The following is a 23,747-nucleotide window of genomic DNA, read 5'->3' as shown; positions in this document are numbered from 1 at the left end:
AAGGAGCTGTACATGAACGCACTGACTCGTATCTCGCTGGCCGTCGGCCTCGCTCTACTGCCCCACGTAGTGCTGGCGGATAACCCCGCACCGATCAAGCCCAAGGTGATGTTGATCACCATGTTCGCCCCCGAGGCGCAAACCTGGATCGACCGCCTGGAACTCAAACAGGAAGTACGCGTGCCGGGGCTGTCTGCCGAGTACCCGGTGATTCGCTGCAACACCCAGGACGTGTGCCTGCTGGTAACCGGCATGGGCCAGACCAACGCCGCTGCGTCGACCCTGGCCCTGGCCTTGTCGCCCAAATTCGACCTGCGCCAGAGCTATTTCCTGATCGCCGGTATCGCCGGTATCAGCCCCAAGCACGGCACCATCGGCACCGCCGCCTGGGCCCATTACCTGGTGGAGTTCGGCACCCAGTGGGAGCTGGATTCACGGGATGCGCCCAAGGACTGGCCGACCGGTTATATCGGCATCAACACCAAGGGGCCCAACGAAAAGCCACCGCTGGACTACAAGACCGAAGTATTCGAGCTCAACCCCAAGCTGCAAGCCAAGGCGTTTGCCTTGTCGCACAAGGTGGAGCTGACCGAGAGCAAAGAATCCGCCGCCTGGCGCAAGCACTATCCCGACGCTCCGGCCAACCAGCCGCCGCAAGTCACGCGCTGCGACACGCTGGCGGGCAATACCTGGTTTTCCGGCACCCGCCTGAGCGAACGCGCCGAAGTCTGGACCAAGTTGCTCACCGACAATAAAGGCGAATACTGCACCACCCAGCAGGAGGACAACTCCACTTATGAAGCCCTGCTGCGCGCCAGCCGTGAGGGCCTGGTGGATATCCAGCGCCTGGCCGTGGTGCGCGCAGGCTCCGATTTTGACCGGCCTTATCCGGGTTACAGCGAGGTCGACAACTTGCTCAAGTATGCGGACCAGGGCGGCTTTGTACCGGCACTGGAAAACCTGTACCGCACGGGCAATCCGCTGGTACAGGCGATTGTGAATCAGTGGTCGGCGTGGGAAAAAGGCGTACCCGAGGTCGAGTAAAGATCTGAAGTGGGAGGGGCTTACCCCCTCCCACATTTGCGACGATGTCACGGCAGCAGGATGAATTTGTCCGGGCTGCCGCTGTTCACTTGCTCATAACACTCAACTCCATCAGCCAACGCCACTTCGCGCAGGCCGGTGGGCAACGGCAACAACCCCTCATCAAAGAACCGCCCGAACGCCCCTAACATCACCGCACATTGCTCACAGCTATAGAGCAACGAATTGACGCCTACCACCGTCCCCCCCTTGCGATACAGCGCCAGAGCCGGCAGTTGCACGTGGCCGTCGACCGGCGCGGCAATGATTGCGATACGGCCGAAAGGCGCCAACCCCGCCACTGCAGCGGGCAGCCAGAAACCGCTGGTATCGAAGATCACCTCGGCGCCGCCCTTGAACACGGCGTGCACTTGTACGCCCAGTTCCTGCGGTTGGCCCAGGGCAATCGCCTCCACGCCTTGCGCCTGTAAGACATCCACCTGATCAGGGCGACGCACCGCTGCCAGCACCTGCGCACCACGAAGCTTCGCCAGTGCCAACGCCGCGCTGCCAACGGCACCATTGGCGCCGATCACCAGCAACCGCGTGCCCTTGCCCACACCACTGCGTTCCAGCGCATCCCAGGCCGTGGTATACGGCACGCCAAGGCTCGCGGCCTGGGTGAAGCTCAAGTGACCGGGCTTGGGCACCACGCCTGTGGCCAATACCCGAAGGTATTGGGCATGGGAGCCGTCAGCAAAAAAACCCAGGTCGCGACCGGTGCCCCAGACTTCCTGACCGAGCAAGGCTGGCGGACCTTCGACCACCACCCCGGCAAAATCACGCCCGGGAATGCGCGGCAGCGTGGTGTAGGGAAACCGGCCGAGTACGTTTTTCACATCGCTGGGGTTCAGACCGGCGGCTTTGACCTGGACCAGCACTTCATCGGCAGACGGTACGGGCGTGGCAACATCGACCAGGCGCAGGTCGGCGAGGTCGCCACTGGCGCTAAATTGTAGTGCTTTCATTAAAGGCATCCGTCGAAGAAGAAAAGGATCAGGACAACCAACCGCTGACCAACTGCCGCCCCATGGGCCACAACTGTTCGCCGAGCAGCATGCCCATCAGCCCCACCAGAGCAATGGCCGGCGGTGCGGGCGAACGGAAGCCCAGCGCGCCGTAGATCACGCCGACAAACAGGCCGATGGCCAAGGAAATCAGATAGTTCATGGTGACTACGCCCGGTTGATTGATGGGCTCAGCTTAAGGTGCGACTGGCTTCGACATCGGCCAAGTGCTTCAGGATTTCGGCCAACCCGCGTACTGCGAAGGCGATACACCCAGTTCACGGCGGAACATGTCGCTGAAACTGCTGGGCGAATACCCCAGGCCGCGGGCAATGCCGCTCACCGACCGGCCCTGGACCAGCTCCGCGGCTGCCGTCGCCAACTGCACTTGGCGCCGCCACTGCGCGAAGCCCATGCCCAGGTGGTTCTGGAACAACCGCGCCAGGGTGCGCACGCTGGCACCGACAGTTTCGGCGTGCTGCTCGAAAGGGATGTCCAGGGACGGCGCAGCCATGACCGCCCGGCATACACTGCTTAGCCGACGATCAGTCGCCACCGGCATGACGATACGGATTTGCGAGCGGCGTGCCCGTTGCAGCTCCAACAGGGCCAGGCCAACGAGCGCCTCGTAGTAGCCGGCATCGGCGTGATCGACCTGCTCCACTAACGTCACGATCAATTCACGCAATAACCGGCCCACCTCAATCACCTGCACCTGACTGTCCAGCGTCGCCGCCAACGCCGGGCGCAGGTAGATGTTGCGCATCTGCAAGTCGGAGACAACACGGATGCCGTGTTCGACTCCCGGCGGCAACCACACGGCGCGCTGCGGCGCAACTATCAGGGCTTCACGGGGCGTCTCGACCCACATCACGCCGCTCATCGCATAGAGCAACTGGCCCCATTCATGGCGATGGGGTTCCACATACAACCCACGCGGGTACCTGCGTGCCAGGGGCTGCACTGGGACGGCTTGATCACTGAGGTCGGGGGGCGCGGCCAGGGCCATGGCGGGTATATGTCAATCAAGGGAAAGGCGACCATGGTAAAGACTGGCCGCCGACAAGCGAACTGTTTTTACTCACCCGGCAGGCCCGGGTTGTCCGAGCCTGCAGGTAGATCACGTCAGGTGCGGGCCGACTTGGCGCACTCACAGCCGGTCGCGGCGGCGCAAGGCTCACCGTGGGCATGGTGCTCGGCACAGCCCTGGCAGCAATAACCTTTACCGTCCTTCATGATCGCATCGGCACCCAGTACGCATTTGCAGTGTGGGCAAGCACAGGTTTTATCTGGCATGGTCAGACTCCTTCTTCATGGTCGTCCCGGTGCAGCGAACGCCACACCTTAAGCAGTGACTCCACGCAGAGCGCCAAGGTTCAGCGCCGTCAGTCGGCCGCCCGGGTATTGCTGCGGTACATGAACACCAGTGCCAGCGCCAGGCAGAGCATCGCCACGATGCGGCTGCCCGACAATTCGATCGCCGGGTTGCCCAGCCAGCCGAAGTTGTCGATCAGCATGCCCATGCCCAACTGCCCGACAATCACCGCCACCGTGGCGACAGCCGTGCCAACCACCGGCACCGCGCCGACCATCACAAGCATGTACACCACACCGAACAAGGCGCCGGTCAATTGCCATTTCGGCACATCCAGCAGGCTGACGGCCTGGGCCGGCTCGAAGAAAAATATCAACAACGCCGTGGTGAGCGCACCGACGGCAAAGGTCAGCAGGCTGCTGCGCAATACGCCTACCGTCTGGCCCAGGCGCCCATTGATCGCGGCCTGCACACTCAACACCGCCCCTGCCGCAATCACCACCACCAATAACAGAATCAGATTCATCGTCTTACCCTCGTGCAATCAGGACCAATGCCGCCACAATCAACGCCAGCGCAATCCAGCGCTCGCCATTGACGCGCTTGCGCGCCGTGCCGAACCAGCCGAAGTGGTCGATCAACACACTCTTGCCCACCTGCCCCGACAAAATCGCAATCATGGTCATCGCGATACCGATATGGGGCGTAGCCAGCGTCAACACCACCACGTACATCGGCCCCAGGAACCCGCCGATCAACTGCCAACGCGGCAGTTCGGTGAACGCCGGGCCCTGCTGCGGGCCGCTGAACAGCAGCAGTAGAAGGAGAATCGCGGTGCCGACGCCAAAGATGCTCAAGGTCGCCCACAAATGCCCGACCTGCGCGCCCAACGGCCCGAGCAGGCCAGCCTCCACCGACAGGCCCATGCCCGCCAGGATCACCAACGGCAACAACAGCAACCGCAGAAAATTTTTGTTAGGTCTGGCCTGCGCCACACCTTCGATAGAACGTGCCTGCATGGATCACCTGCGCATCAACAAAGAAAACATGGCGCGCATTATCCGGTGGCCGTCCTGTGCGATAAATGGGAGCATGCAAACAACACCTTTGCGCAATACGCACAGCCAGGAGAGATGATGCAGGGTTTGAATGAGCTGAGTTTCAAGGCGCTGCGCCTGTTCGTCGCCGTGCTCGACCATGGCAGTTTTTCCGAAGTGGCCCGCCGAGAAAGCCTGGCGCCCTCCTCCATTTCGCGGCAGATTCAACTGATGGAACAGGCCCTCGGCCAGCAATTGCTGTACCGCCACACCCGCGCCGTAAGCCCCACCGAAGCCGGGCGCCTGCTGGGGCGTCACGCGCGGCTGGTACTGGAGCAGTTGGAAACGGCGAACCAAGCCCTGCAGGAACAAGACAGTGAGCCCAGCGGGCTGGTGCGTATCAATGCGCCGATGGTATTCGGCCAGCGCCACCTTTCACCGTGGTTGGGGCAACTGTGCCGGCGCTACCCGAAGCTGCAACTGGATATCCAGCAAACCGATACCTTCGTCGACCCACTGCAAGACGGCACCGACCTGCTGTTTCGCATTGGCGTGCTCAATGATTCGGGTATGCAGGCACGCATCTTCGCGCCCCAGCGCTTTCGCATCGCCGCAAGCCCCGCCTACCTGGCGCAACACGGCACGCCGCGCCACCCCGACGAACTGGTCGACCACCACTGCCTGGCCTACAAAGGCATCACGGGCCAGCAACGCTGGTTCTTCCGGCGCGGCCAAAGTGACTGGACCTCCTACAGCGTCAAGGGCCCGATCACCGGCAACCACGCCGACACCCTGACCCACGCCGCCGAACAGGGCCTGGGCCTGGTGGTGTTTCCGTCCTGGCTGATTGGCGAAAGCCTGCGCGCCGGCAGTTTGCAGGCTGTGCTGACTGAATATGAAGTGGCGACCACCCTGGAGCCCCAGCAGATTGCCGCACTGTGGCCGGGCAGCCGGAGATTGTCGTTGAAAGTGCGTACGGTGATCGACTATTTCGTGGAGTGTTTTGGGACGGTGCCGTATTGGGATCGGTAAGTGAAGCCGCCCTTGCTGATGGGCAACCACTCGTGAGACTGTTGCTGGATACCCATATTCTGCTGTGGGCGCTCAACGATGACCCCAGACTATCCGGCAAAGCTCACAAGCTGATTGAAAATGCCGCAGACTCATTGGCAATGTTGGTGTAGGCCTGTATTCCAGCGGCCCTATATCGTCAATCCAACAACCACTGCCCAATCAACCACGCATTCGCCCCACTGATCACCGCGAACAGGAACCACGCCAACAGCCGCGTGGGCAATCGATTGACGAACGGCCCCATCAACTGCTTGTCACCGGTCATGCGAATCAGTGGATACAGCGCGAACGGCAACTGCAGGCTGAGTACCACCTGGCTGAGAATCAGCAGCTTGCCGATGGCATCGTCGCCCATCAGCCATACCCCAAGGAACGCCGGGATCAACGCCAGTCCGCGAGTGATCAGGCGACGTTGCCAGCAGGGTATGCGCAGGTTCAGGTAGCCCTCCATGATCACTTGCCCGGCAATGGTGCCGGTAAAGGTCGAACTCTGCCCAGACGCCAGCAACGCGATACCGAACAGGATGCCGGCGAAGGCGCCACCTACCAGTGGGTCGAGCAGGTGATAGGCGTCCTGGATTTCCACCACATCGGTATGGCCCGTCTTGTAGAACGCCGCAGCGGCCAGCACCAGGATCGCTGCGTTGACCAACAGTGCCAGAGCCAGGGAACCGATGGTGTCGATACGCGCCAGCTTGACCGCGTCCTGCTTGCTCGCCAGGTCCTTGCCGATCAGGCGCGTCTGCACGATGGAGGTGTGCAGGTAGAGGTTATGGGGCATGACCGTGGCGCCAAGGATGCCGATCGCCAGGTACAACGGCGCCGCGTCGCTGATCGCCGACAGTGAAGGCGTGAAACCGCTGAGCACGTCGGGCCAGTAGGGTTTGATCAGCACCAGTTCGATAAAGAAACACACGCCGATGGTCGCCACCAGCGCCAGCATGATCGCTTCAAGGCGGCGGAAACCGCGGTTTTGCAGGGCCAGGATCAACAGCGTGTCGAAGGCGGTGATGACAATGCCGGTGGTCAGCGACACGCCAAGCAGCAGGTGAAACGCCAGGGCGCAACCGAGCACTTCGGCAAGATCGGTGGCGATGATGGAGATTTCCGCCAGCAGCCACTGGGTACGTGAGGAGCGCTTGCTGTAACGCTCGCGGCACAGCTGCGCCAGGTCCTTGCCAGTAGCGATGCCCAGCCGTGAGCACAGGCACTGCACCGCCATCCCCGCAAGGCTGGCCAGCAGCACCACAAATAGCAGGCTGTAGCCGTAGCGTGAACCGGCTTCAATGGCCGTCGCCCAATTGCCCGGGTCCATGTAGCCAATGGAGATCAACAAGCCGGGGCCGGCGAACATCAACATGCGTTTGAAAAACGAAGCCTTGGGGTCAACGGCAACAGAGCCGGCCACTTCCGGCGGGCAGAACGGGGCGGTAGCGATTTTCGGCAGGTTGAATTTCACGCGCAATTCCAGACAATACACTAGACTTGGGCAGCAGCTTATCAGTCGGACGCGACTGTGCGCATCACCGTATCTCGCGGCAAATCAAAGGCCTCTACCACTTGCACAACCAGGTCCAGCTCCTGGTTCAGCGCCTCGCGCTCCATGCGCTGACGAATCACACCAACCACCAATACCGCCAAGGTGGTGATCGAATACGCCGGGCCGGAAAACGCTCGCACGCCGCTGACCAGCAACATCGCCGCAGCCAGCGCCTGGCCCACCACCGGAATCGCCGTGGCTGCACCCCGACGCAGGATAAACCCGGTCAGCCCGGCCAGCGCGGTACCGCTCAAGGCCGTGGCGGCTGAACGGCCCACGTCGAAGCGGGTGAACAGCCCCTGCTCTTTTTGCGCGGCGGCCTTGAGTTCGGCGTCGAACGCCTGACGGTCGGTGCGGCTGAGTTTGTCCTTGTACTGCTCGATCAGTTTTTCAGCGACCTGCGCTTCGATATCCGCCAGCGCCACGCTTTGAAGTGGCTCGTCGAACTTGATGCCCAGGCGTTGCGCCACCTCCTCGGCAATCTGGCGATAGCTCACCCCGTGACCACGGGCCAGGTTCATGAAGCTGTCACCGCCCATGCGCTGCAACTCGATGGCCAGTTTCAGCGGTTCACGCACACTGGCGTCGATCGAGGCACTGCGCTTTTGCGCCATCAGCTCGGCGAGGAACTTCAGCTCTTCAGGACGCGCCTGCACCAGCGCCGGGAACAGTTCGGCATCTTCTTCGGCAAAGCGCACTTCGCTGCTGCGCAGGTCAGCGCGGATCAGACCACGGCGCTCCTGCAGCAAGTCGGTGTACTGCACCACCGTCTTCAATTGCGGCCAATAAGCGGCATGATCGAAGCTGGCCAGATGCACATTGGTGACCTTGGTCTTGAGTGCAGGCGTAACGTCAATCGCATAACGGCCGATGCAGCGCTCGCTATCCGGCTTCAAGGCCAGCGCCCAGTCCTTGCTGGAATGGCAGTTGATCAGCCGACCCTTGAGCGGCGCCGACACGTCATCCCAAGGGCTTGACGTACAGATCGCCCCGCCCATCAGCAACAGGTTATTCAACGGCAGCTCGCGGGCGATATCGGGGCTGGCCAACAGACTCTTGACCAGAATACGTGCGCCCAGGGAATGACCGATCAGGTTGATGCGCCGCACCGGCAGCGCCTCGTCGTGCAGGTAGCCGGCCAGTTCAGGCAACAAGGTCCTGGCCACTTCATCGACCCGCGCCTCGACACTTTTGTAATGGTCAAGAAAATAGGCAATCGCCCTACCGACGCCCACCGTCGCTGCGCCCAGGCCACCACCGCCAAGCATCGAAGCGATCACATCCTTGAACGGCGCGAACAGGTTTTCCAGAAAGTGCCCCGCCGGCCAGAACAGCATCAGGTTGGTCGAGCCTTCGATACCCGCCAGTTGTGCCTTGAAATTGCCCAGTTGCTGGCGGTTGAAGAAGGCCGAATAACCGTGAACATAGAGATTGAGCACATCCCCCTGGGGCTCGCCACATAGAACGAATGTGGGCTTGCGGGTGCGGTGCATTTCATCCCACTGGTGTTGCATGGGCCGGTGACTCCTGGTGGCAAGGGATGGCGATAGTAACAAACAGTGCCCGCAAGGAAGGTGAATCCTGACGGGCGTTAGCCACGTTCAGGACAACGGGAATAACCCGAGTCGAGCACGCCACACCAGCCGCGCTCCGGAAGAAATTGTGTGTACATTCTTCAGCCTGGCGGGTGAGCAATAAACTCTGTGCATTCAGGAACCAGTATTACTTCAAAAAAAAACCGCCCTTTCGGGCGGTTGAAAAAACTCGGCCTTGATCAAAAACCGAGGGAGAAACTCACCGTCACTGCATGGTCCTTGTCGTTGCGCGAGAGTTGACCCGAGTAACCCAGGCCCAGCTTGCCGTTCTGGCTGATCTGGTAGTCCAGGCCCGCTTCCACCACCGCGCTGTCCTTGGCAATCGGCACGCCCTGGGTGCTGAACGAGCCACCGCCATTGATGAAGCTCAGGTCGGCGTCAGGCTTGGTATCGCCGAAGGCATGGCGCCAGCCGATGCTGCCCCGCGGGGTGATTTTCGAGCCGTTGCCCAAGGTAAGGGTCTGACCGATGCGTACGCCCAAGGTCGAGTAGGTAATACTTTGGTCGGCATCGCCACGCAGGGCTGCCGAGCCGCCTTTTTCCTTGATCGTATCGCTGTCGTAGTTGACGTAGGCCAGGCCGGCGAACGGTTCCAGGGCCACGCTGGCGGTTTGAATGGTGTAGCCGACTTCACCGAACACCTGGGCACTGCGTGCCTTGTAGTCGGCTTTCAGGCGTTGGCCCTCACCGCCGACCGCCACGTTGCGTTTGCTTTCGATGTCATGCCAGCTGTACGCCACGCCCATGCGTGCGGCGAAGGCTTCCTGCTGGTAGGCGGTGTAGGCCATCAAGTGGTAGCTGTCCACATCGGCGCTGGAATTACGGCGCTTGGCATCCAGATCACTGCGGGTGTAGCCGGCGGCCACACCGACGCGCCAGGCGTCGTCCACTTGCTTGTCGGTGCCGAGCAGGAAGCCGCTGAGATTGCGGTCCAGCCTGGCGGTGTTGCTGTCACCGCCCATATGGCCCCAGGTGCCAAGTACGCGCATCCAACCGACCATCTCGCCGTGGCAACCGGCACTGGTCAGACGGTTTTCGCTCGGCGCCAGGGCATTGCGTGGGTCGTCCTCGCGGTAGCAACCGGGTTGGCGCATACGCTCGTTGACCGCGTCACGTACGTAACGCGAATCTTCGAGCATCGCGCTGGCGGTGCTGGCATGAATCTCGCCAGACAAGCTGTCGAAGGCTGCACGCGCTCCTGCCACGTCAGAATTGAGCAACGCGTTCTGCACCGCCACGCCACCGACGGCTGCGCCGCTGCCCAAGGCTGCCGCCACGCCGCGCTGGTTAGCGGTAGCCGCCACACTGGCATAGCTGACGTTGTTGCGGCTGACCGCCAGTGCCACCTGGGTTGGGCTGTAGTTCAACGCGGTAGTCAGGAACGCCAGGTTCTCCAGGTTGGTGGTGGCAAAGGTGCCGTTGACCGCGCCCGCAGTCAGCAGGGTGTAGGTGGTCGCGCCGGCATACGGTGCCAGGTTGATCACATTCAAGGTGCCGCCCAGGTTGGCAGTGCCGCCCACGGCCAGGGAGCCGGTGGTGGATGGGGTAATCACCAGGTTCAGCGCGCCCGTGCTGGCGTTGGTGAAGTTGCCGGCCACGGTCAACTTGCCGCCGTCAGGCGTCACTGAGCCGTTGTTGACCAGCGAACCGACACTGCCGTTGCCGGTCAGGCCCGCACCGTTGGCCACGGTGACCTGGCCACCGAGCACCGCGCCTGGGTTGGCCGCATTACCCACCTGCAGTACGCCCTCTTGCACCGCTACGGTCCCGCTGAACGGCTGGTTGCCGGTCAGCAACAGCGCACCGGTGCCTTGCTTGACCACCGCACCGGTGCCGCTCAAGGTGCCGTTGAATTGGCCATTACTGCTTTGGGCAAATACCAGACTGGCGTTGTCGAGGATACTGCCTTGCAGGCTGGTGGTATTGCCCACCAGCGTACCGCCACTGACCGTAGTGCCGCCGGTGTAGGTATTGGCGCCGGTCAGCAGCAACGTGCCGGAATCCAACTTGTTGATCCCACCGGTTCCTACCAGCGGTGCATCGATCTGGGCGGTCACGCCGGAGTTGACCCGCACCGCAGCCAGGCTGCCATCCGCCGCATTGGTCGGGCTCAAGCTGCCCCCAGCGCCGGCCGTCAGGGTGTAACCGGCGTCAAGGAATTGCAGGCCGGTAAAGCCTTGGTTACCGACAACCGTCACGGTGCCGCCCTGCCCGCCAAATACCGCGAACTGGTTGGTGGACGCCTGCCCTTGGGTACCGGTGGGGTCGGTCCAGTTGGTGCCCGGGCCCCAGGTGCCACTGCCACCGGTGATGGTGCCGTCGGGGTTGGTGGTGCCGCCGTTCCAGAACTGGATCTGCCCTGGCGCGTTTTGCACCACCAGGTTGAGCTGGTTGGCCAGCGCGGTTTGCAGGCTCACGTTGCCCAAGGCGACGGGCAAGGTGCCAAAGGTAAGGCCGTTATCGACCAAGCTGCCGCCATAGCGGAACAGTTGATACACGCCCAGACCGAAGCCGCCGGCATCGCTGACGTTGAGCGTTCCGTCCAAGGTCAGGTTGCCGGCGACATTCACCGCAGTGCTCGAAGCACCCGGCGCGCCGAGGGCGAAGTCCAGCGTGGTGCCCGACGACAAGGCCAGCGAGCCCACCGACAGTGGAGACGCCGAGCCCGCCTTGAGCACCGAACCGTCCGCCATGCTCACCGTACCGCCCAAGGTGCCGCTGCCACCCAGGGTCGCGCCGCCGGCAACTTGCACCGCAGCGCTGTTCAAGGTGCCGTTGACCAACAGGCTGCCGGTGTTGACGTTGGTAGTGCCGGTAAAGGTGTTGTTACCGGTCAGCAGCAACGCGCCGGTGCCGGTTTTGTTCAGTACGCCGGTGCCGGTGAGGTTGCCGGTGTAGGTGCCGTCGGTGGCTTGCTCAAAGGTCAATGCCGCATTGTTGGCGATGGCGCCTTGCAGGCTGTTGGTGTTGCCGGTGGTGGTGCCACCGTTGAGCGTGGTGCCGCCGCCGTAGGTATTGGCACCCGCCAGCAGCAAGGCGCCACTGCCGTTTTTCACCAGGCTGCCGGTGCCGCTGACGACGCCGTTGAGGGCCAGGTCATGGCTGCCGGCCAGGGTCAGCGGGCCGCCCAGATTGACGGCATTGGCCAGTTGCAGGTCAGTACCACCATCCAGTTGCGCAGCGCCGCCGACAGTCAGGGCACCGCTGCCCAGGGCGGCGTTGTTGCCCAGCACCAGTTGACCGGCGTTGAGGCCGGTGCCGCCGCTGTAGCTGTTGGTGCCGTTGAGGGTCAAGGTTGCAGCGCCGTTTTTCACCAGACTGCCGCTGCCGCTGATGTCACCATTGAGGGTCAGCGCGTTGCTGCCGCCAATCGCCAGGGCGCCGTTGAGTACCGCTGCATTGGCCAGGCTCACTGCCGCGTTGCTGTCCAGGGTGGTGCCCGCCGCGGCAGTCAGTACGCCGGTGCCCAGGGCACTGTTGTTGCCGACCACCAGAGTGCCGCCGTTGAGCGCAGTGCCGCCGGTGTAGCCATTGGCGCCGTTGAGCACCAGGGTGCCGCTGTCGAGCTTGGCCAGGGTACCGGCACCATTGAGCGTGACGCCCAGGGTGGCGGTCACGTTCGGATCGACGCGCACCGCGGTGTTGCCGGTGCCGCCATTGACCAGGTTAAGCACACCCGCCGTGCCGGAGGCCAGGTTGTAGCCATCGGTGACAAACTGCATGCCGGTGATGTTTTGCGTGCCGTCCACCATCACATTGCCGGCTGCACCCTGGAACACTGCGAAACTATTGGTCCAACCTTGATTGAGCGTGCCGTCGACATTGGTCCAGTTGGTATTACCGGCGCTCCAGGTACCGTTACCACCGTCGATGGCAGCGTTGCCGATCAGGTTATTGCCATCCCAGAACTGCACAGTAGTGTTAGGTGCAGTCACCAGCAGGTTGACCTTGTTGCTGATGGCGGTCTGCACTTGCAGATCGCCCGGCGCCACGCTGCCCGGCAGTATGCCGAGGGTCAGGCCGTTGTCGGTAAGCGCCCCGCCGTAGTTGATGAGGTTATAGACGCCGCTGCCAAAGCCGCCGATATCGGTGACGTTGAGGTTGCCGTCCAGGGTCAGGTCGCCGCCGACATTCAGCAGCCCGGTGCCGCCGCCCACAACTGGGGTGCCTAGACCGACATCCAGATTGGAGTTGCCGCCCAGCACCAGCGAGCCCACCGACAGCGTGCTGCCGGTGTTCAGGCCGATATGGCCGCCGTCGGCGACAGTCACGGCACCACCAAGAGCACCGCTGCCGGTCAGGGTCGCGCCGTTGTTGACCGCCACCGTGGCACTAGCCAGCGAGCCTGTGACATTCAAGGTGCCGCCATTGACGTTGGCTGCGCCGCTGATGCCATTGGTGCCGCTCAGGTTGAGCACACCGCTGCCGTTTTTATCCAGGCCGCCGGTACCGCCCAGCGAACCGCCAAAGGTGTTGTCCAGGTTGCTGCCGCCCACCGCCAGCGTGCTACCGCCCGCCACCTGCACCGTGCCGTTGCCGGCCAGCGTGTTGAGACTGGCATTGCCGCCCAGGTTGAGGCTGGCGCCGCTGCCGACGGTAACGCCGGAAGTGCTGCCCAGTGCGCCGTTACCCAACGTAGTCACGCTGCCGCCGGCCACAGTCAGCGGGCCGCTGAAGGTATTGCTACCTGTCAGCAACAGGTCCGCTGCGCCATTTTTGATCAGCGCCGCATTGCCGGCCAGTACCCCGGCCAGGGTCAGGTTATTGCTGCCTGCGACGGTCAGGTCGCCATTAAGATTGACCGCGTTGGCCAGCACCAGCGGCGTGCTGTTGGCCAGGGTCGCCGCCCCGCCGACGGTCAAGGCGCCCGCCCCCAGAGCCGTGGCGTTGCCCAAGGTCAACGTACCGGCATTGAGGGTTGTGCCACCGCTGTAGCTGTTGGCGCCGTTGAGCGTCAGGTTGGCGCCGCCGGCCTTGGTCAGGGAACCGCTGCCATCAACTACGCCATCAAGGCTCAGATCATTGCTGCCGCCGACTGTCAGCGCAGCATTCAGGCTGGTGTTATTGGCCAGGGCGAGTGCAGCGCTGGTATCCAGGGTCGCGACGCCATTGACTGCCAGGGCACCGCTGCCCAGGGCCGATGCGTTGCCCAGGGTCAACGACCCCGCGTTCAGTTGGGTGCCACCGAGGTAGGCATTGGCGCCATTAAGGGTCAGGTTGCCCGCACCGGTTTTGGTCAGGCCGCCGGCACCACTGACCACACCGTTCAAGCTCAGGTCGGCAGTTCCCAGAATGTCCAGGTTACCGGCCAGGTTCAGGGTATTGGCCAAAGCCACCACGGTGCTGCTGTCGAGGCTGGTACCGGCTGCCGCGTTCAACGCGCCACTGCCCAGTGCGCTATTGGAGCCCAGGATCAAGGCGCCGGCGTTGAGTGCGGTTGGCCCGGCGTAGGTGTTGTTACCACTGAGGGTCAGGTTGGCGATGCCATTTTTGATCAGGTTGCCGGTGCCTGCCACGGTGCCGGCCAGGGTCAAGGCGTTGCTGCCGCCAACAGTCAACGTACCGTTGACGTTCACATTGTTGGCCAGGTTGACCGCAGCGTTGCTGTCCAAAGTGGTGCCATTGGCGGTGGTCAACACGCCACTGCCCAGGGCACTGTCATTGCCGACCACCAGCGTGCCGCCATTGAGCTCGGTGCCGCCGGTGTAGCTGTTGGCCCCGTTGAGTACCAGGGTGCCGGTGTCCAGCTTGGCCAGGGTACCGCCGCCATTGAGCGTGACGCCCAGGGTCGCGGTGACGCCAGGGTCGACCCGCACGGCGGTGTTGCCGCCGGTGCCATTGAACAGGGTCAAGGCCCCCGCCGTGCCACCCGCCAGGTTGTAGCCATCCGTGACGAACTGCAACCCAGTGATAGCTTGCGCGCCGTCAACGGTGACGGTGCCCGCTGTGCCCTGGAATACCGCAAAGCTGTTCGGCGCCCAGGTTGTATTGAATGCGCCGTTGACGCCGGTCCAGTTGCCCGTGCCTGCGCTCCAGGTGCCGCTGCCGCCTTCGATGGCACCGTTGCCGGTGACTTGACTGCCGTCCCAGAACTGCACGTTGGTACTGCCGTTGACCAACAGGTTGACCTGGTTGCCGATGGCAATTTGCAGGTCCAGATCAGCGGCCGGGATATTCACCGGCAGGCTGCCTAGTTGCAGGCCGTTGTTGGTCAGGCCGCCGGTGTAGTCGATCAGGCGATAGATACCGGTGCCGAAGCCGCCGATGTCACTCACGTTGAGCGTACCGTCCAGGGTCAGATTGCCGTTGACTTGTACCAGTGCCGTACCGCCGGTGGATGGCGCGCCAAGGCCGGCATCCAGGTTGGAGTTGGCATTGAGCAACAACGAGCCGGTGGTCAGGGTAGCGCCCGAGTTGACCGCCAGGTGGCCGCCATCGGCGATGACCACATTGCCCAGCAAGGTACCGGTACCGCCCAGGGTTGCGCCGCTGCCCACGCTCACATTGGCGCTGGCCAATGAGCCGTTGACGAGCAGGCTGCCACCATTGACCAGCGTATCGCCGGTGAGCGCGCTGAGGCCACCGAGGGTCAGGGCGCCCGTGCCGTCCTTGGCAAAGTTGCCGAGCCCGGCCAATACGCCGTCGAACGTGCTGTCGAGGTTATTACCGCCAACGCTCAACGTGCTGCCCGCCCCGACTGTCGCCAGCCCTGTGCCGGTGAGCGCGCCCAGGCTGGCGGTACCGCCCAGGTTCAGGGAGGTACCGCCCGCCAGATTGACGCCGGCACCGACACCCAATGCCCCATTGCCCACGGTGGTAAGGCTGCCCGATTGCACATCGAACAAGCCGTTGAAGGTGTTGTTGCCAGTCAGGCTCAAATCAGCCGTGCCGGTTTTGATCAGGTCACCACTGCCTGTCAGCACACCTGCGAGAGTCAAGTTGTTATTGAGACCACCCACTGTCAGGCCTGCATTGAGGTTGACCGCGTTGGCCAGCACCAGCGGTGTGCTGTTGGCCAAGGTGGCCGCACCGCCGACCGTCAAAGCGCCGGTACCCAGCGCCGCTGCCGTACCGAGGGTCAAGGTGCCCGCATTGAGGGTGGTACCGCCTTGATAAGTGTTGACGCCGTTGAGCGTCAGGTCGGCGGCGCCGTTCTTGACCAGCTCGCCAGTGCCACTGAGCAGGCCAGCCAAGGTCAGGTCATTGCTGCCGGCTACGGTCAGCGCCGCGTTCAGGACGGCGTTGTTACCGATGGTCAAGGCTGCATTGTTATCCAGGGTTGCGGCGCCACCAACGATCAGATTGCCCAGCCCCAGCGCCGCCGCATTGCCCAGGGTCAGCGTACCGGCGTTCAGTGTGGTGCCGCCGAGAAAGGCATTGGCACCTGTCAGGGTGAGGTTGGCAGCGCCGTCTTTAGTCAGGCTGCCGGCGCCATTGATCGCCCCCGTCAGGGCCAGGTCGGCGGTGCCGGCGGTGCCGCCGATGCCCAGATTGCCCGCCAGGTTGATTGCATTGTTGACGCTCAGCGCAGTGCTTGCATCCAGGGTTGTACCGCCTGCCGCATTGAGCACGCCAGCGCCCAACGCGCTATTGGCCGCCAGCACCAGACCACCCGCATTCAAGGCCACCGGGCCAAGGAAGGTATTGCTGCCACCCAGGGTCACAGTGGCCGCGCCATTTTTGATCAAGCCGCCCGTGCCGCCAATCACGCCGTTGAGCGCCAACGCGTTGCTGCCCGCCAGGTTCAGGTCGCCGTTGAGGGTGACGTCATTGCCAAGCGCTGCCGCGGTATTGCTGTCCAGCGTGGTGCCCGCCGCAGCGGTCAGGGCGCCAGTGCCCAGCGCGGTGTTACTGCCGACCACCAACGTACCGCCATTGAGCAAGGTGCCACCGGTGTAGCTGTTGGCGCCACCGAGTACCAGTGTGCCGGTATCGAGTTTATTCAGGGCACCTGCCCCGGTGATATCGACGCCAATGGTCGCGGTTGCCAGCGGGTCGACACGCACCGCGAAGTTGCCACTGCCGGTGCTCAATTGCCCCCCGGTGCCATTGACCAGATTGTAGCCATCGGTGACGAATTGCATGCCAGTAAGGGTCTGCGCACCCTCCACGCTGACGGTACCCGCCGCGCCCTGGAACACCGCAAAACCGCCGCCCCAGGTCTGGTTGAGAATGCCGTCGGCCGAGGTCCAGTTGGTGCCGCCCGCCGTCCAGGTGCCGCTGCCACCGTCAACGCTGCCGTTGGGCACGGTGTTGCTGCCGTCCCAGAAACGGATGTTCGGTGCCGACACCACCAGATTGACCTGGTTGCCCACCGAGGTTTGTACCAACAGGTCACCCAGGCCATAGCCCAACGGCACGCTGTTGACGTTCAATGCGCCGGCCAGGCTGCCGGTGTAGTTGATCAACCGATACACACCGGCACCGAAACCACCGGCATCGCTGACGTTCAGGTTACCGGCCAGGTTCACATTGCCACCGACATTCAGCAACGAAGTCAGCGAAGGTGCACCGAGGGCCACATCCAGATTGCCGCCGGCGCTCATGTTCAAGCTGCCGGCGGATAAGGTCGCGCCGCTACCCAGGGCCAAGTGCCCGCCGTTGTTGATATTCACCGCACCCAACAGCGAACCGCTGCCGGTCAGCGTGCCGCCGCTATTCACGTCAACCACCGCACTGCCCAGGGAACCGGTGAGGTTCAAGGTGCCTGCGTTGATCGCCGTGTTACCACTGATGCCGTTGATCCCGGTGAGGTCCAGCGTGCCGGTGCCAACCTTGATCAAGCCACCCGCGCCACTGAGGCTACCGTCAAAGGTACTGCTGGTGCTCAGGCCGCCTACGGTGAGATTGAAACCACCGCCCACCGCCACGTCGCCCGTGCCGCTGAGGCCGGCCAGGCTGGAATCGACATTCAGGTTCAGCGCCGCACCGGCTGCCACGTTGGCGCCGGAACTGCCCGCCAGGGCATCGGCGCTCAACAGCGTGACGCTGCCAGACAGGATATCCACGACGCCAGTGAAGGTGTTGCTGCCCGACAGCGCCAGATCGGCCAGGCCATTTTTGATCAGCGCACCCGCGCCGCTGATCACGCCGTTCAGCGCCAGGTCGTTATTGCCCGCGAGGCTCAAGTCGGCATTCAGTGCAATGTCGTTGCCGATCCCGAAGGCCGCGCTATTGTCCAGGGTGGCTGCACCGCCGACCGTCAAGACGCCGCTGCCCAGCGCGCCCGCTGTGCCCAGGGTCAAGGTACCGGCATTGAGGGTGGCGCCACCGCTGAAAGTGTTGGTGCCGTTGAGGGTCAGATTGGCCAGGCCGTCCTTGATCAGCGGGCCCGCGCCGCTGATCGTATTGCCCAGGGTCAGCGCATTGGTGCCGCCAACGGTCAGCCCGGCATTGAGGACAATGCCATTGCTCAGCGCAACCGCCGCGCTGCTGTCCAGAGTCGCCGCGCCGCCGACAGTCAGGTCGCCAAGGCCTAGCGCCGAGTTGCTGCCGACGGTCAGTGTGCCTGCATTCAAGGTGGTGCCGCCCAGGAAGCCATTGGCGCCACTGAGAATCAGGTTGGCCGCGCCGGCTTTGGTCAGGCTACCGGCACCATTGATGCCACCGCTCAGGGTCAGATCGGCGGTGCCGCCGATGCCCAGGTTGCCCGCCAGGTTGACCGCATTGGTCAAGGTGACGGCCGTGCTGGCGTCCAGGGTCGTGCCCGCCGCCGCATTTAATGCTCCGGAACCCAACGCGGTAGCGGAACCTACCACCAGCCCACCGGCATTCAGCGCAGTAATCCCGGTGCGCGTATTGTTGCCGGTCAAGGTCAACAGGCCCGCACCGGTTTTGATCAAGCTGCCGGCGCCGGACATCACCCCGCCCAACGTCAGCGGGTTGGTGCCGGTCAGCGTCAGGTTGGCGCCCAGCGCCACGTTGTTGGTGAGTAACGACGCACCGCCAGCATCAAGGTTTGCGGCACCCGTCACACTCAAGCCACCGCTGCCCAATGCGGTGTTATTGCCCAGCACCAGTGTGCCGGCGCCCAGGCTGGTGATGCCGCTGTAGCCGCTGTTGACGCCATTGAGGGTCAAGCTGCCCGCACCGCTGTGGGTGATCCCACTGGTGCCGGAAATCGCACCGCCCAAGGTCAGCGCGCCGGCGACGTCGGTGGTCAGGTTGCCGTTCAGGGTCAGCGCATTACCCAGGCTGACAGTACCGGGGGCCTGCAAGGTGGTGGCTGCACTGACCGTCACTGCGCTGCTGCTCAAGGCCAGGTTATTGCCCAGTTGCACCGAACCGCCGGCCAGGTTCGTCGCACCTGTGTAAGTATTGGCGCCGCTGAGGATCAGTTGCCCGGTACCGGCCTTGGTCAAGCCGCCCGCGCCCGAGAGCACGCCGCTGAGGGTCAGCCCGGTCGAGGCACCCTGCACCGTCAAGCCGCCAGTGCCCAGGGTCAGCAAATTGGACAGGGTCAAGCCATTGCCGGTGGCCTCGATGGTCCCGCCGTTGGCGGTCAACACACCAGTGCCGAAGGTGGTGTTGTTATTGAACTGCGAAATGCCGCCATTGAGGGTCGTGCTGCCGCTGACCAAAGGCCCTTGCAGGGTCCAGGTGCCGCTGTTGATGGTCAGGTTGTTGAAGTTGACATAGTTGGCGCTCGACGCTGTGCCAGTCCCCGTGATACCGCCGCCGACACCCGTGGTGTTCTGCAAGATCAAGGTGTTGCTGCCCAGCGCGCCACCATCCACTTGGCCGGTGGGCGCGAATGTCAGGTTCACACCGAGCAGTCCGCCCAGGCTCGCGCCGATGCCGCCGCCGTTCGTTACGCTTGAACCGGTGACAGCGGTGAAGGTGTTGGTGCTACCGGCCCCCATCGACACGCCGCCGGATATAGTCCCGGTGTTGAGGAAAGTGTTACCAGCGGTGGAGCTTTCGAACGCCACGCGCCCGGTCAGGGTGCCGTTGTTGGTCATGTTGACTTGCCCGCCGCCTTGCACCGCCACCACTGGGGTGTCGGAAGTGAACAGGGTCAGGCCGAGCAAGGACGAAGAGCCGATGGTGCCGTTGTTGACGATGGTGGTGATGCCGCCTGCACCGTTGGTGGCGTTCAGGGCCATGCCATCGAGCGAGGCCAGGTTGAGCCCGAGCAGCGCACCGGTACCGCGCATGATGCCGGTGGCGGTGTTGGTGATGTTCAACGCGCTGGCTGCCGTGTTGCCGATCACTACGCCACCGCTCAGCACTGAAACCAATCCCAGGAGTGCCGGGTCAATGGTGCCGGAGTTATTCAACGTCGCGTTGTTACCCGTCAGGGTCAACGCTTTGCCGCCCAGCGTCGCATTGAGTTGCGCTCCGGGGCTGACGTTGACTGTCAGGTCGTTGACCGCGCTGCTGAAGGTGTTGAGGAACAATGGCAATGACGGCACGCCCGTACAGGTCACCGTCGCGCCGGCTGCAGGACTTGCCGGGGTACAGGCGGCGAACACATCCGGGCTCGCCAAGCCCATGACCAAACCGGCCACGCCCAGGCGGATAGCAAGAGAAAGCGCAGAAATACGAGGTACAGCAGCAGTCGCAAGTCTTCTATCCACGTTCTACTCCTTGTGGTGCAAGCGTTTCGTCCATGAATGCGTAAAAAGCCCGGGTTTAACCTTCCACACGCATCGAATTCGAAATACCTGACCGTGTTGACTAACAATCCAGTTTGTCGAAACGTTAGTAGAGCCACGGAAAAGTCATTGAATTAAATGGTATTAATACTTTCGTAAAACCCGTGATCGAATGGGGTAACAACCAACATCCATTGACTGTCGCGACAAAAATACAAGTTTCAAAATGTGAAAAAGCGTTCTAATAGCGCCCTATCTCCCTCGCCACAGCAATAGTTAGCCGTTGATCCAAGTAAACAATGGAGTTCGCAATGCCCCATGAAGGCAACCTGTTACAAGCGGCCGTAGTGTTCCTGCTCGCTGCCGTGCTCACCGTGCCCCTGGCCAAGCGCCTGCAACTAGGTGCGGTGCTGGGCTATCTGTTTGCCGGTGTGATCATCGGCCCGTCGGTACTCGGCCTGATCGGCAACCCGCAAAGCGTGGCGCAGTTCTCTGAATTGGGTGTGGTGCTGCTGTTGTTCATCATCGGCCTGGAGCTGTCGCCCAAACGCCTGTGGGTGATGCGCAAGGCCGTGTTCGGTGTCGGCCTGGCCCAGGTGCTGCTCACTGGGTTGGTCATGGGCGCGGTGGCGCTGTGGCTGTTTGGCCAGCCATGGAACAGTGCCATCGTGCTGGGCCTGGGCCTGGCGCTGTCCTCCACCGCGTTTGGCCTGCAAAGCCTGGCCGAGCGCAAGGAGCTTAACCAGCCCCACGGGCGTCTGGCTTTCGCCATCCTGCTGTTTCAGGACATCGCGGCCATCCCGCTGATCGCCCTCGTACCCTTGCTGGCCGGTGGCAGTCACCCAACCACCGAAGCCGAGGGCCTGCGCCATGGATTGCAGGTACTGGGCAGCATCGCCGTGGTGATCATCGGCGGGCGCTACCTATTGCGTCCGGTGTTTCGCATCGTCGCCAAAACCGGCCTGCGCGAAGTATCCACCGCCACCGCGCTGCTGGTGGTGATCGGCACCGCCTGGCTGATGGAGCTGGTGGGCGTGTCCATGGCCCTGGGGGCGTTCCTCGCCGGCCTGCTGCTGGCAGATTCGGAATACCGCCACGAACTGGAATCCCAGATCGAACCCTTCAAGGGCCTGCTGCTGGGGCTGTTCTTTATCAGCGTGGGCATGGGCGCCAACCTCAGCCTGCTGCTCAGTACGCCGCTGGTGGTGATCGGCCTGACCCTGCTGTTGATCGGGTTGAAACTGCCCCTGCTGTACGCCGTTGGCCGCATGGTCGGCGATCTCAATCGCGAAAGCGCCTTGCGCCTCGGCGTGGTACTGGCAGCCGGGGGTGAATTCGCCTTCGTGGTGTTCAAGATCGGCCGCGACCAAGGCCTGTTCGAACCACACCTTTACGATGTGCTGGTGCTGACCATCACCCTGTCCATGGCCTTGACCCCGCTGTTGTTGCTGGTGTGTCCGAAGCTGTTCAAACCCAAGGTCAAGTCGGTGGAAGTGCCGGAGGAATACCGCGCCATCGAAAGCGACGCGCCCCGCGTGGTCATTGCCGGCATGGGGCGGATGGGCCAGATTGTGGCGCGGATCCTGCGGGCGCAGAACATTTCGTTTATCGCCCTCGACACCTCCGTGGAAACCATCGAGCTGACCCGCAGTTTTGGCGGTATGCCGGTGTTCTACGGTGACCCCCAGCGCCCGGAAATTCTCCACGCGGCCAAGGTCGATCAGGCGGAATTCTTCGTCATTGCCATGGACGATCCGGAGATCAACATCAAGACCGCCGCTCTGGTGCGCAGCCTCTACCCGCACATGAAGATCATCGCCCGTGCCCGTAACCGCCAGCACGTACACCGCTTGGTGGACCTGGACGCTTCACCGGTGCGCGAAACCTTCTACTCCAGCCTGGAAATGAGCCGCCGCACCCTGGTCGGCCTTGGCTTGAGCCAGGCTCAGGCCGACGCGCGCATCAACCGCTTCAAGACCCACGACCAGCAAGTGCTCGCCGCGCAACACGCGGTGTACGACGATGCAGCCAAAGTCATGCAAACCGCTCAGGAAGCCCGTACGGAACTGGCGCGCTTGTTTGAGATGGACAGGCTTGAGGAAGAGTCCGACAAGGTGTGACATGGAGAATGAACGAAATTGCGAATTTTCTGACAGAATACGCCGCAATTTCGTTCATCTCTGGAGCGCCACATGGCCACGTTCACCAAGACCGCAGTGCTGCTGGCCCTCGCGCTTACCGCCGGCAGCGTGTTCGCTGCCGCCAAGCCAACCACGCAAAAAATCTCCACCTTGGGTGGCAAGTTCACCTTCAACCTGCCCAAGGCTTACAGCGCTGACACCCTGCCCTCCGGCAAGGCTGAGGACGGCACCGCTGATACCCAGGGCACGCTGTATGCCAACTCGACAACGAAAAGTGTGGTGATCGTCGCCGAAACCGTGCGCAACGATGGGGCAACCATCAAGGATAACGACCCGCAGTTCCTCGATGGTGCCGTGGCCGATTTCGTCAAGGACCAGAGCGCCGCCCTGCCCGACTTCAAGAAGCTGGGCGAGAAGAAACTCACTTACAAGGGCCTGGGCCTGCGCCAGGTTGACAGCAGCGCTACCCAGGGCGGCGGCAAGACCTTGAACTCCACGTTCCTGGGCGGTTCCGGCAACCATCTGCTGGTGATCCAGGCGATTTCCCGGGCCGATGATGTGAAGGGGCATGCGGCATTGGTGAAGCAGATTACGGGCGGCAAGTAACCGCCCCTCCCACATTTTTTACTGCATTTCACTTCAAGCTTTTCTCTAGCCAGGCTTTCAAGTCCTGCACTTCCGCTTCGCTGATCGTGTGATTCATCCCCGGGTATTCATGAAACTCCGGCTTGAGCCCCAACCCCACCAGCACCTTATCTGCCTGCGTGGCCGAGCTGAAGGGCAGCGCCTGGTCCAGAGTGCCATGGCCGATAAAAATCGCCAGTTTGCCCATGGACGCATCAGGCTTCAGCGCAGACCTGAGTACCGGTAGCACGCTGCCACTGAGCGCGGCGATACCGCGTACCAACTCGGGTTCACGCAAGGCCACCTCGTAAGACATGATCGCGCCCTGGCTGAACCCCACCAGGAATACCCGATCACTTTGGGTGTGGTACTTGGCGGTAGCCTTGACCACAAAGTCCTTAATCAGTCGGGCGCTGCTGAACAGTTCATCGGTCTCGCCGTTGTACTCAGGCTCATCAGTCTTGGTAAACCAACGATAACCGTGCGGTTCCACCGGCAGCGGCGCACGCACTGACAGGTAGGTCCAGGTGGATGGCAACGCGTCCTTGATACCAAACAGGTCTTCCTCGTTGCTGCCAAAACCATGCAGGAAGATCACCAGCGGCTGGTTGCGCGCATCGCTCTGGGTTTGTTCCAGGTAGGACAACGGCAAGTCGGTGTGCAAGCCGGTATCGGCATGAACGGCGCCGGCCACCAGGGCCAATGCGAGGGCAAGCTGTTTGAGCATCGGATTT

Annotated in this window: 14 protein-coding genes and 1 pseudogene; 5 read left to right on the top strand and 10 right to left on the bottom strand. The window is 62.7% G+C overall.

The window, feature by feature from the left end:
- Positions 1-12: 12 nt before the first annotated feature.
- Positions 13-1,044, top strand: coding sequence for a purine-nucleoside phosphorylase (locus FW800_RS16045; protein ID WP_005787602.1), 1,032 nt, complete (start codon positions 13-15; stop codon positions 1,042-1,044).
- A 47-nt stretch (positions 1,045-1,091) separates the two neighbouring features.
- Here the strand turns inward: FW800_RS16045 and FW800_RS16040 are convergent, their stop codons facing one another.
- The 6 genes from FW800_RS16040 to FW800_RS16015 all read right to left on the bottom strand — a co-directional run bounded on the left by FW800_RS16040 (position 1,092) and on the right by FW800_RS16015 (position 4,424).
- Positions 1,092-2,051 (bottom strand): quinone oxidoreductase family protein, encoded by a 960-nt coding sequence (locus tag FW800_RS16040; protein WP_032876348.1) that lies wholly within the window; start codon positions 2,049-2,051, stop codon positions 1,092-1,094.
- A gap of 28 nt (positions 2,052-2,079) precedes the next feature.
- The gene (locus FW800_RS16035; protein WP_005787598.1) at positions 2,080-2,253 is read right to left on the bottom strand and encodes a DUF1427 family protein; all 174 of its coding nucleotides are present in this window, start codon (positions 2,251-2,253) and stop codon (positions 2,080-2,082) included.
- Between the two features lie 69 nt (positions 2,254-2,322).
- Positions 2,323-3,099, bottom strand: coding sequence for an AraC family transcriptional regulator (locus FW800_RS16030; RefSeq protein WP_446437957.1), 777 nt, complete (start codon positions 3,097-3,099; stop codon positions 2,323-2,325).
- Positions 3,100-3,215: 116 nt separating this feature from the next.
- Positions 3,216-3,386 (bottom strand): metallothionein, encoded by a 171-nt coding sequence (locus tag FW800_RS16025; protein ID WP_032803483.1) that lies wholly within the window; start codon positions 3,384-3,386, stop codon positions 3,216-3,218.
- A gap of 89 nt (positions 3,387-3,475) precedes the next feature.
- Positions 3,476-3,931, bottom strand: coding sequence for a DMT family transporter (locus tag FW800_RS16020; protein WP_032876352.1), 456 nt, complete (start codon positions 3,929-3,931; stop codon positions 3,476-3,478).
- Positions 3,932-3,935: 4 nt separating this feature from the next.
- Entirely contained in the window at positions 3,936-4,424 is a 489-nt protein-coding gene (locus FW800_RS16015) for a DMT family transporter (RefSeq protein ID WP_446437956.1), read from the bottom strand.
- 117 nt (positions 4,425-4,541) lie between these two features.
- Between FW800_RS16015 and FW800_RS16010 the strand changes: the two genes are divergently transcribed.
- Both FW800_RS16010 and FW800_RS16005 read left to right on the top strand, forming a co-directional pair.
- Entirely contained in the window at positions 4,542-5,474 is a 933-nt protein-coding gene (locus tag FW800_RS16010) for a LysR family transcriptional regulator (RefSeq protein WP_103735378.1), read from the top strand.
- A gap of 32 nt (positions 5,475-5,506) precedes the next feature.
- Positions 5,507-5,605, top strand: a pseudogene (locus FW800_RS16005) (PIN domain nuclease); the annotation flags it as partial.
- A 47-nt stretch (positions 5,606-5,652) separates the two neighbouring features.
- Here the strand turns inward: FW800_RS16005 and FW800_RS16000 are convergent.
- From FW800_RS16000 to FW800_RS15990, 3 genes are all read right to left on the bottom strand, one after another.
- Positions 5,653-6,975 carry an Nramp family divalent metal transporter gene (locus tag FW800_RS16000; RefSeq protein ID WP_446437955.1) on the bottom strand — a complete coding sequence of 441 codons (1,323 nt, stop codon included), beginning with the start codon at positions 6,973-6,975 and terminating at the stop codon, positions 5,653-5,655.
- A gap of 41 nt (positions 6,976-7,016) precedes the next feature.
- Positions 7,017-8,570, bottom strand: a complete 1,554-nt coding sequence (locus FW800_RS15995) for a DUF726 domain-containing protein (RefSeq protein ID WP_446437954.1) — start codon at positions 8,568-8,570, stop codon at positions 7,017-7,019.
- A 260-nt stretch (positions 8,571-8,830) separates the two neighbouring features.
- Complete coding sequence (locus FW800_RS15990) at positions 8,831-20,230, bottom strand: autotransporter-associated beta strand repeat-containing protein (protein WP_446437953.1); 11,400 nt, start codon at positions 20,228-20,230, stop codon at positions 8,831-8,833.
- Between the two features lie 329 nt (positions 20,231-20,559).
- Between FW800_RS15990 and FW800_RS15985 the strand changes: the two genes are divergently transcribed.
- Both FW800_RS15985 and FW800_RS15980 read left to right on the top strand, forming a co-directional pair.
- Positions 20,560-22,368 (top strand): monovalent cation:proton antiporter-2 (CPA2) family protein, encoded by a 1,809-nt coding sequence (locus tag FW800_RS15985; RefSeq protein ID WP_078821080.1) that lies wholly within the window; start codon positions 20,560-20,562, stop codon positions 22,366-22,368.
- 72 nt (positions 22,369-22,440) lie between these two features.
- A complete protein-coding gene (locus FW800_RS15980) occupies positions 22,441-22,995 on the top strand; it encodes a hypothetical protein (RefSeq protein WP_032876365.1) in 555 nt (184 codons plus the stop codon).
- A gap of 28 nt (positions 22,996-23,023) precedes the next feature.
- Here FW800_RS15980 and FW800_RS15975 read toward each other — a convergent pair whose 3' ends face one another.
- The gene (locus FW800_RS15975) at positions 23,024-23,740 is read right to left on the bottom strand and encodes an alpha/beta hydrolase (RefSeq protein ID WP_032876368.1); all 717 of its coding nucleotides are present in this window, start codon (positions 23,738-23,740) and stop codon (positions 23,024-23,026) included.
- Between the last annotated feature and the right edge of the window lie 7 nt (positions 23,741-23,747).

This window comes from Pseudomonas sp. 910_23, from assembly GCF_052850795.1.
This window is presented reverse-complemented; position numbering and strand designations above follow the sequence as displayed.

Coding starts and splice junctions, on each gene's coding strand:
- FW800_RS16045 (WP_005787602.1), top strand. CDS start 13: ATGAACGCACTGACTCGTATCTCGCTGGCCGTCGGCCTCGCTCTACTG.
- FW800_RS16040 (WP_032876348.1), bottom strand. CDS start 2,051: ATGAAAGCACTACAATTTAGCGCCAGTGGCGACCTCGCCGACCTGCGC.
- FW800_RS16035 (WP_005787598.1), bottom strand. CDS start 2,253: ATGAACTATCTGATTTCCTTGGCCATCGGCCTGTTTGTCGGCGTGATC.
- FW800_RS16030 (WP_446437957.1), bottom strand. CDS start 3,099: ATGGCCCTGGCCGCGCCCCCCGACCTCAGTGATCAAGCCGTCCCAGTG.
- FW800_RS16025 (WP_032803483.1), bottom strand. CDS start 3,386: ATGCCAGATAAAACCTGTGCTTGCCCACACTGCAAATGCGTACTGGGT.
- FW800_RS16020 (WP_032876352.1), bottom strand. CDS start 3,931: ATGAATCTGATTCTGTTATTGGTGGTGGTGATTGCGGCAGGGGCGGTG.
- FW800_RS16015 (WP_446437956.1), bottom strand. CDS start 4,424: ATGCAGGCACGTTCTATCGAAGGTGTGGCGCAGGCCAGACCTAACAAA.
- FW800_RS16010 (WP_103735378.1), top strand. CDS start 4,542: ATGCAGGGTTTGAATGAGCTGAGTTTCAAGGCGCTGCGCCTGTTCGTC.
- FW800_RS15995 (WP_446437954.1), bottom strand. CDS start 8,570: ATGCAACACCAGTGGGATGAAATGCACCGCACCCGCAAGCCCACATTC.
- FW800_RS15985 (WP_078821080.1), top strand. CDS start 20,560: ATGCCCCATGAAGGCAACCTGTTACAAGCGGCCGTAGTGTTCCTGCTC.
- FW800_RS15980 (WP_032876365.1), top strand. CDS start 22,441: ATGGCCACGTTCACCAAGACCGCAGTGCTGCTGGCCCTCGCGCTTACC.
- FW800_RS15975 (WP_032876368.1), bottom strand. CDS start 23,740: ATGCTCAAACAGCTTGCCCTCGCATTGGCCCTGGTGGCCGGCGCCGTT.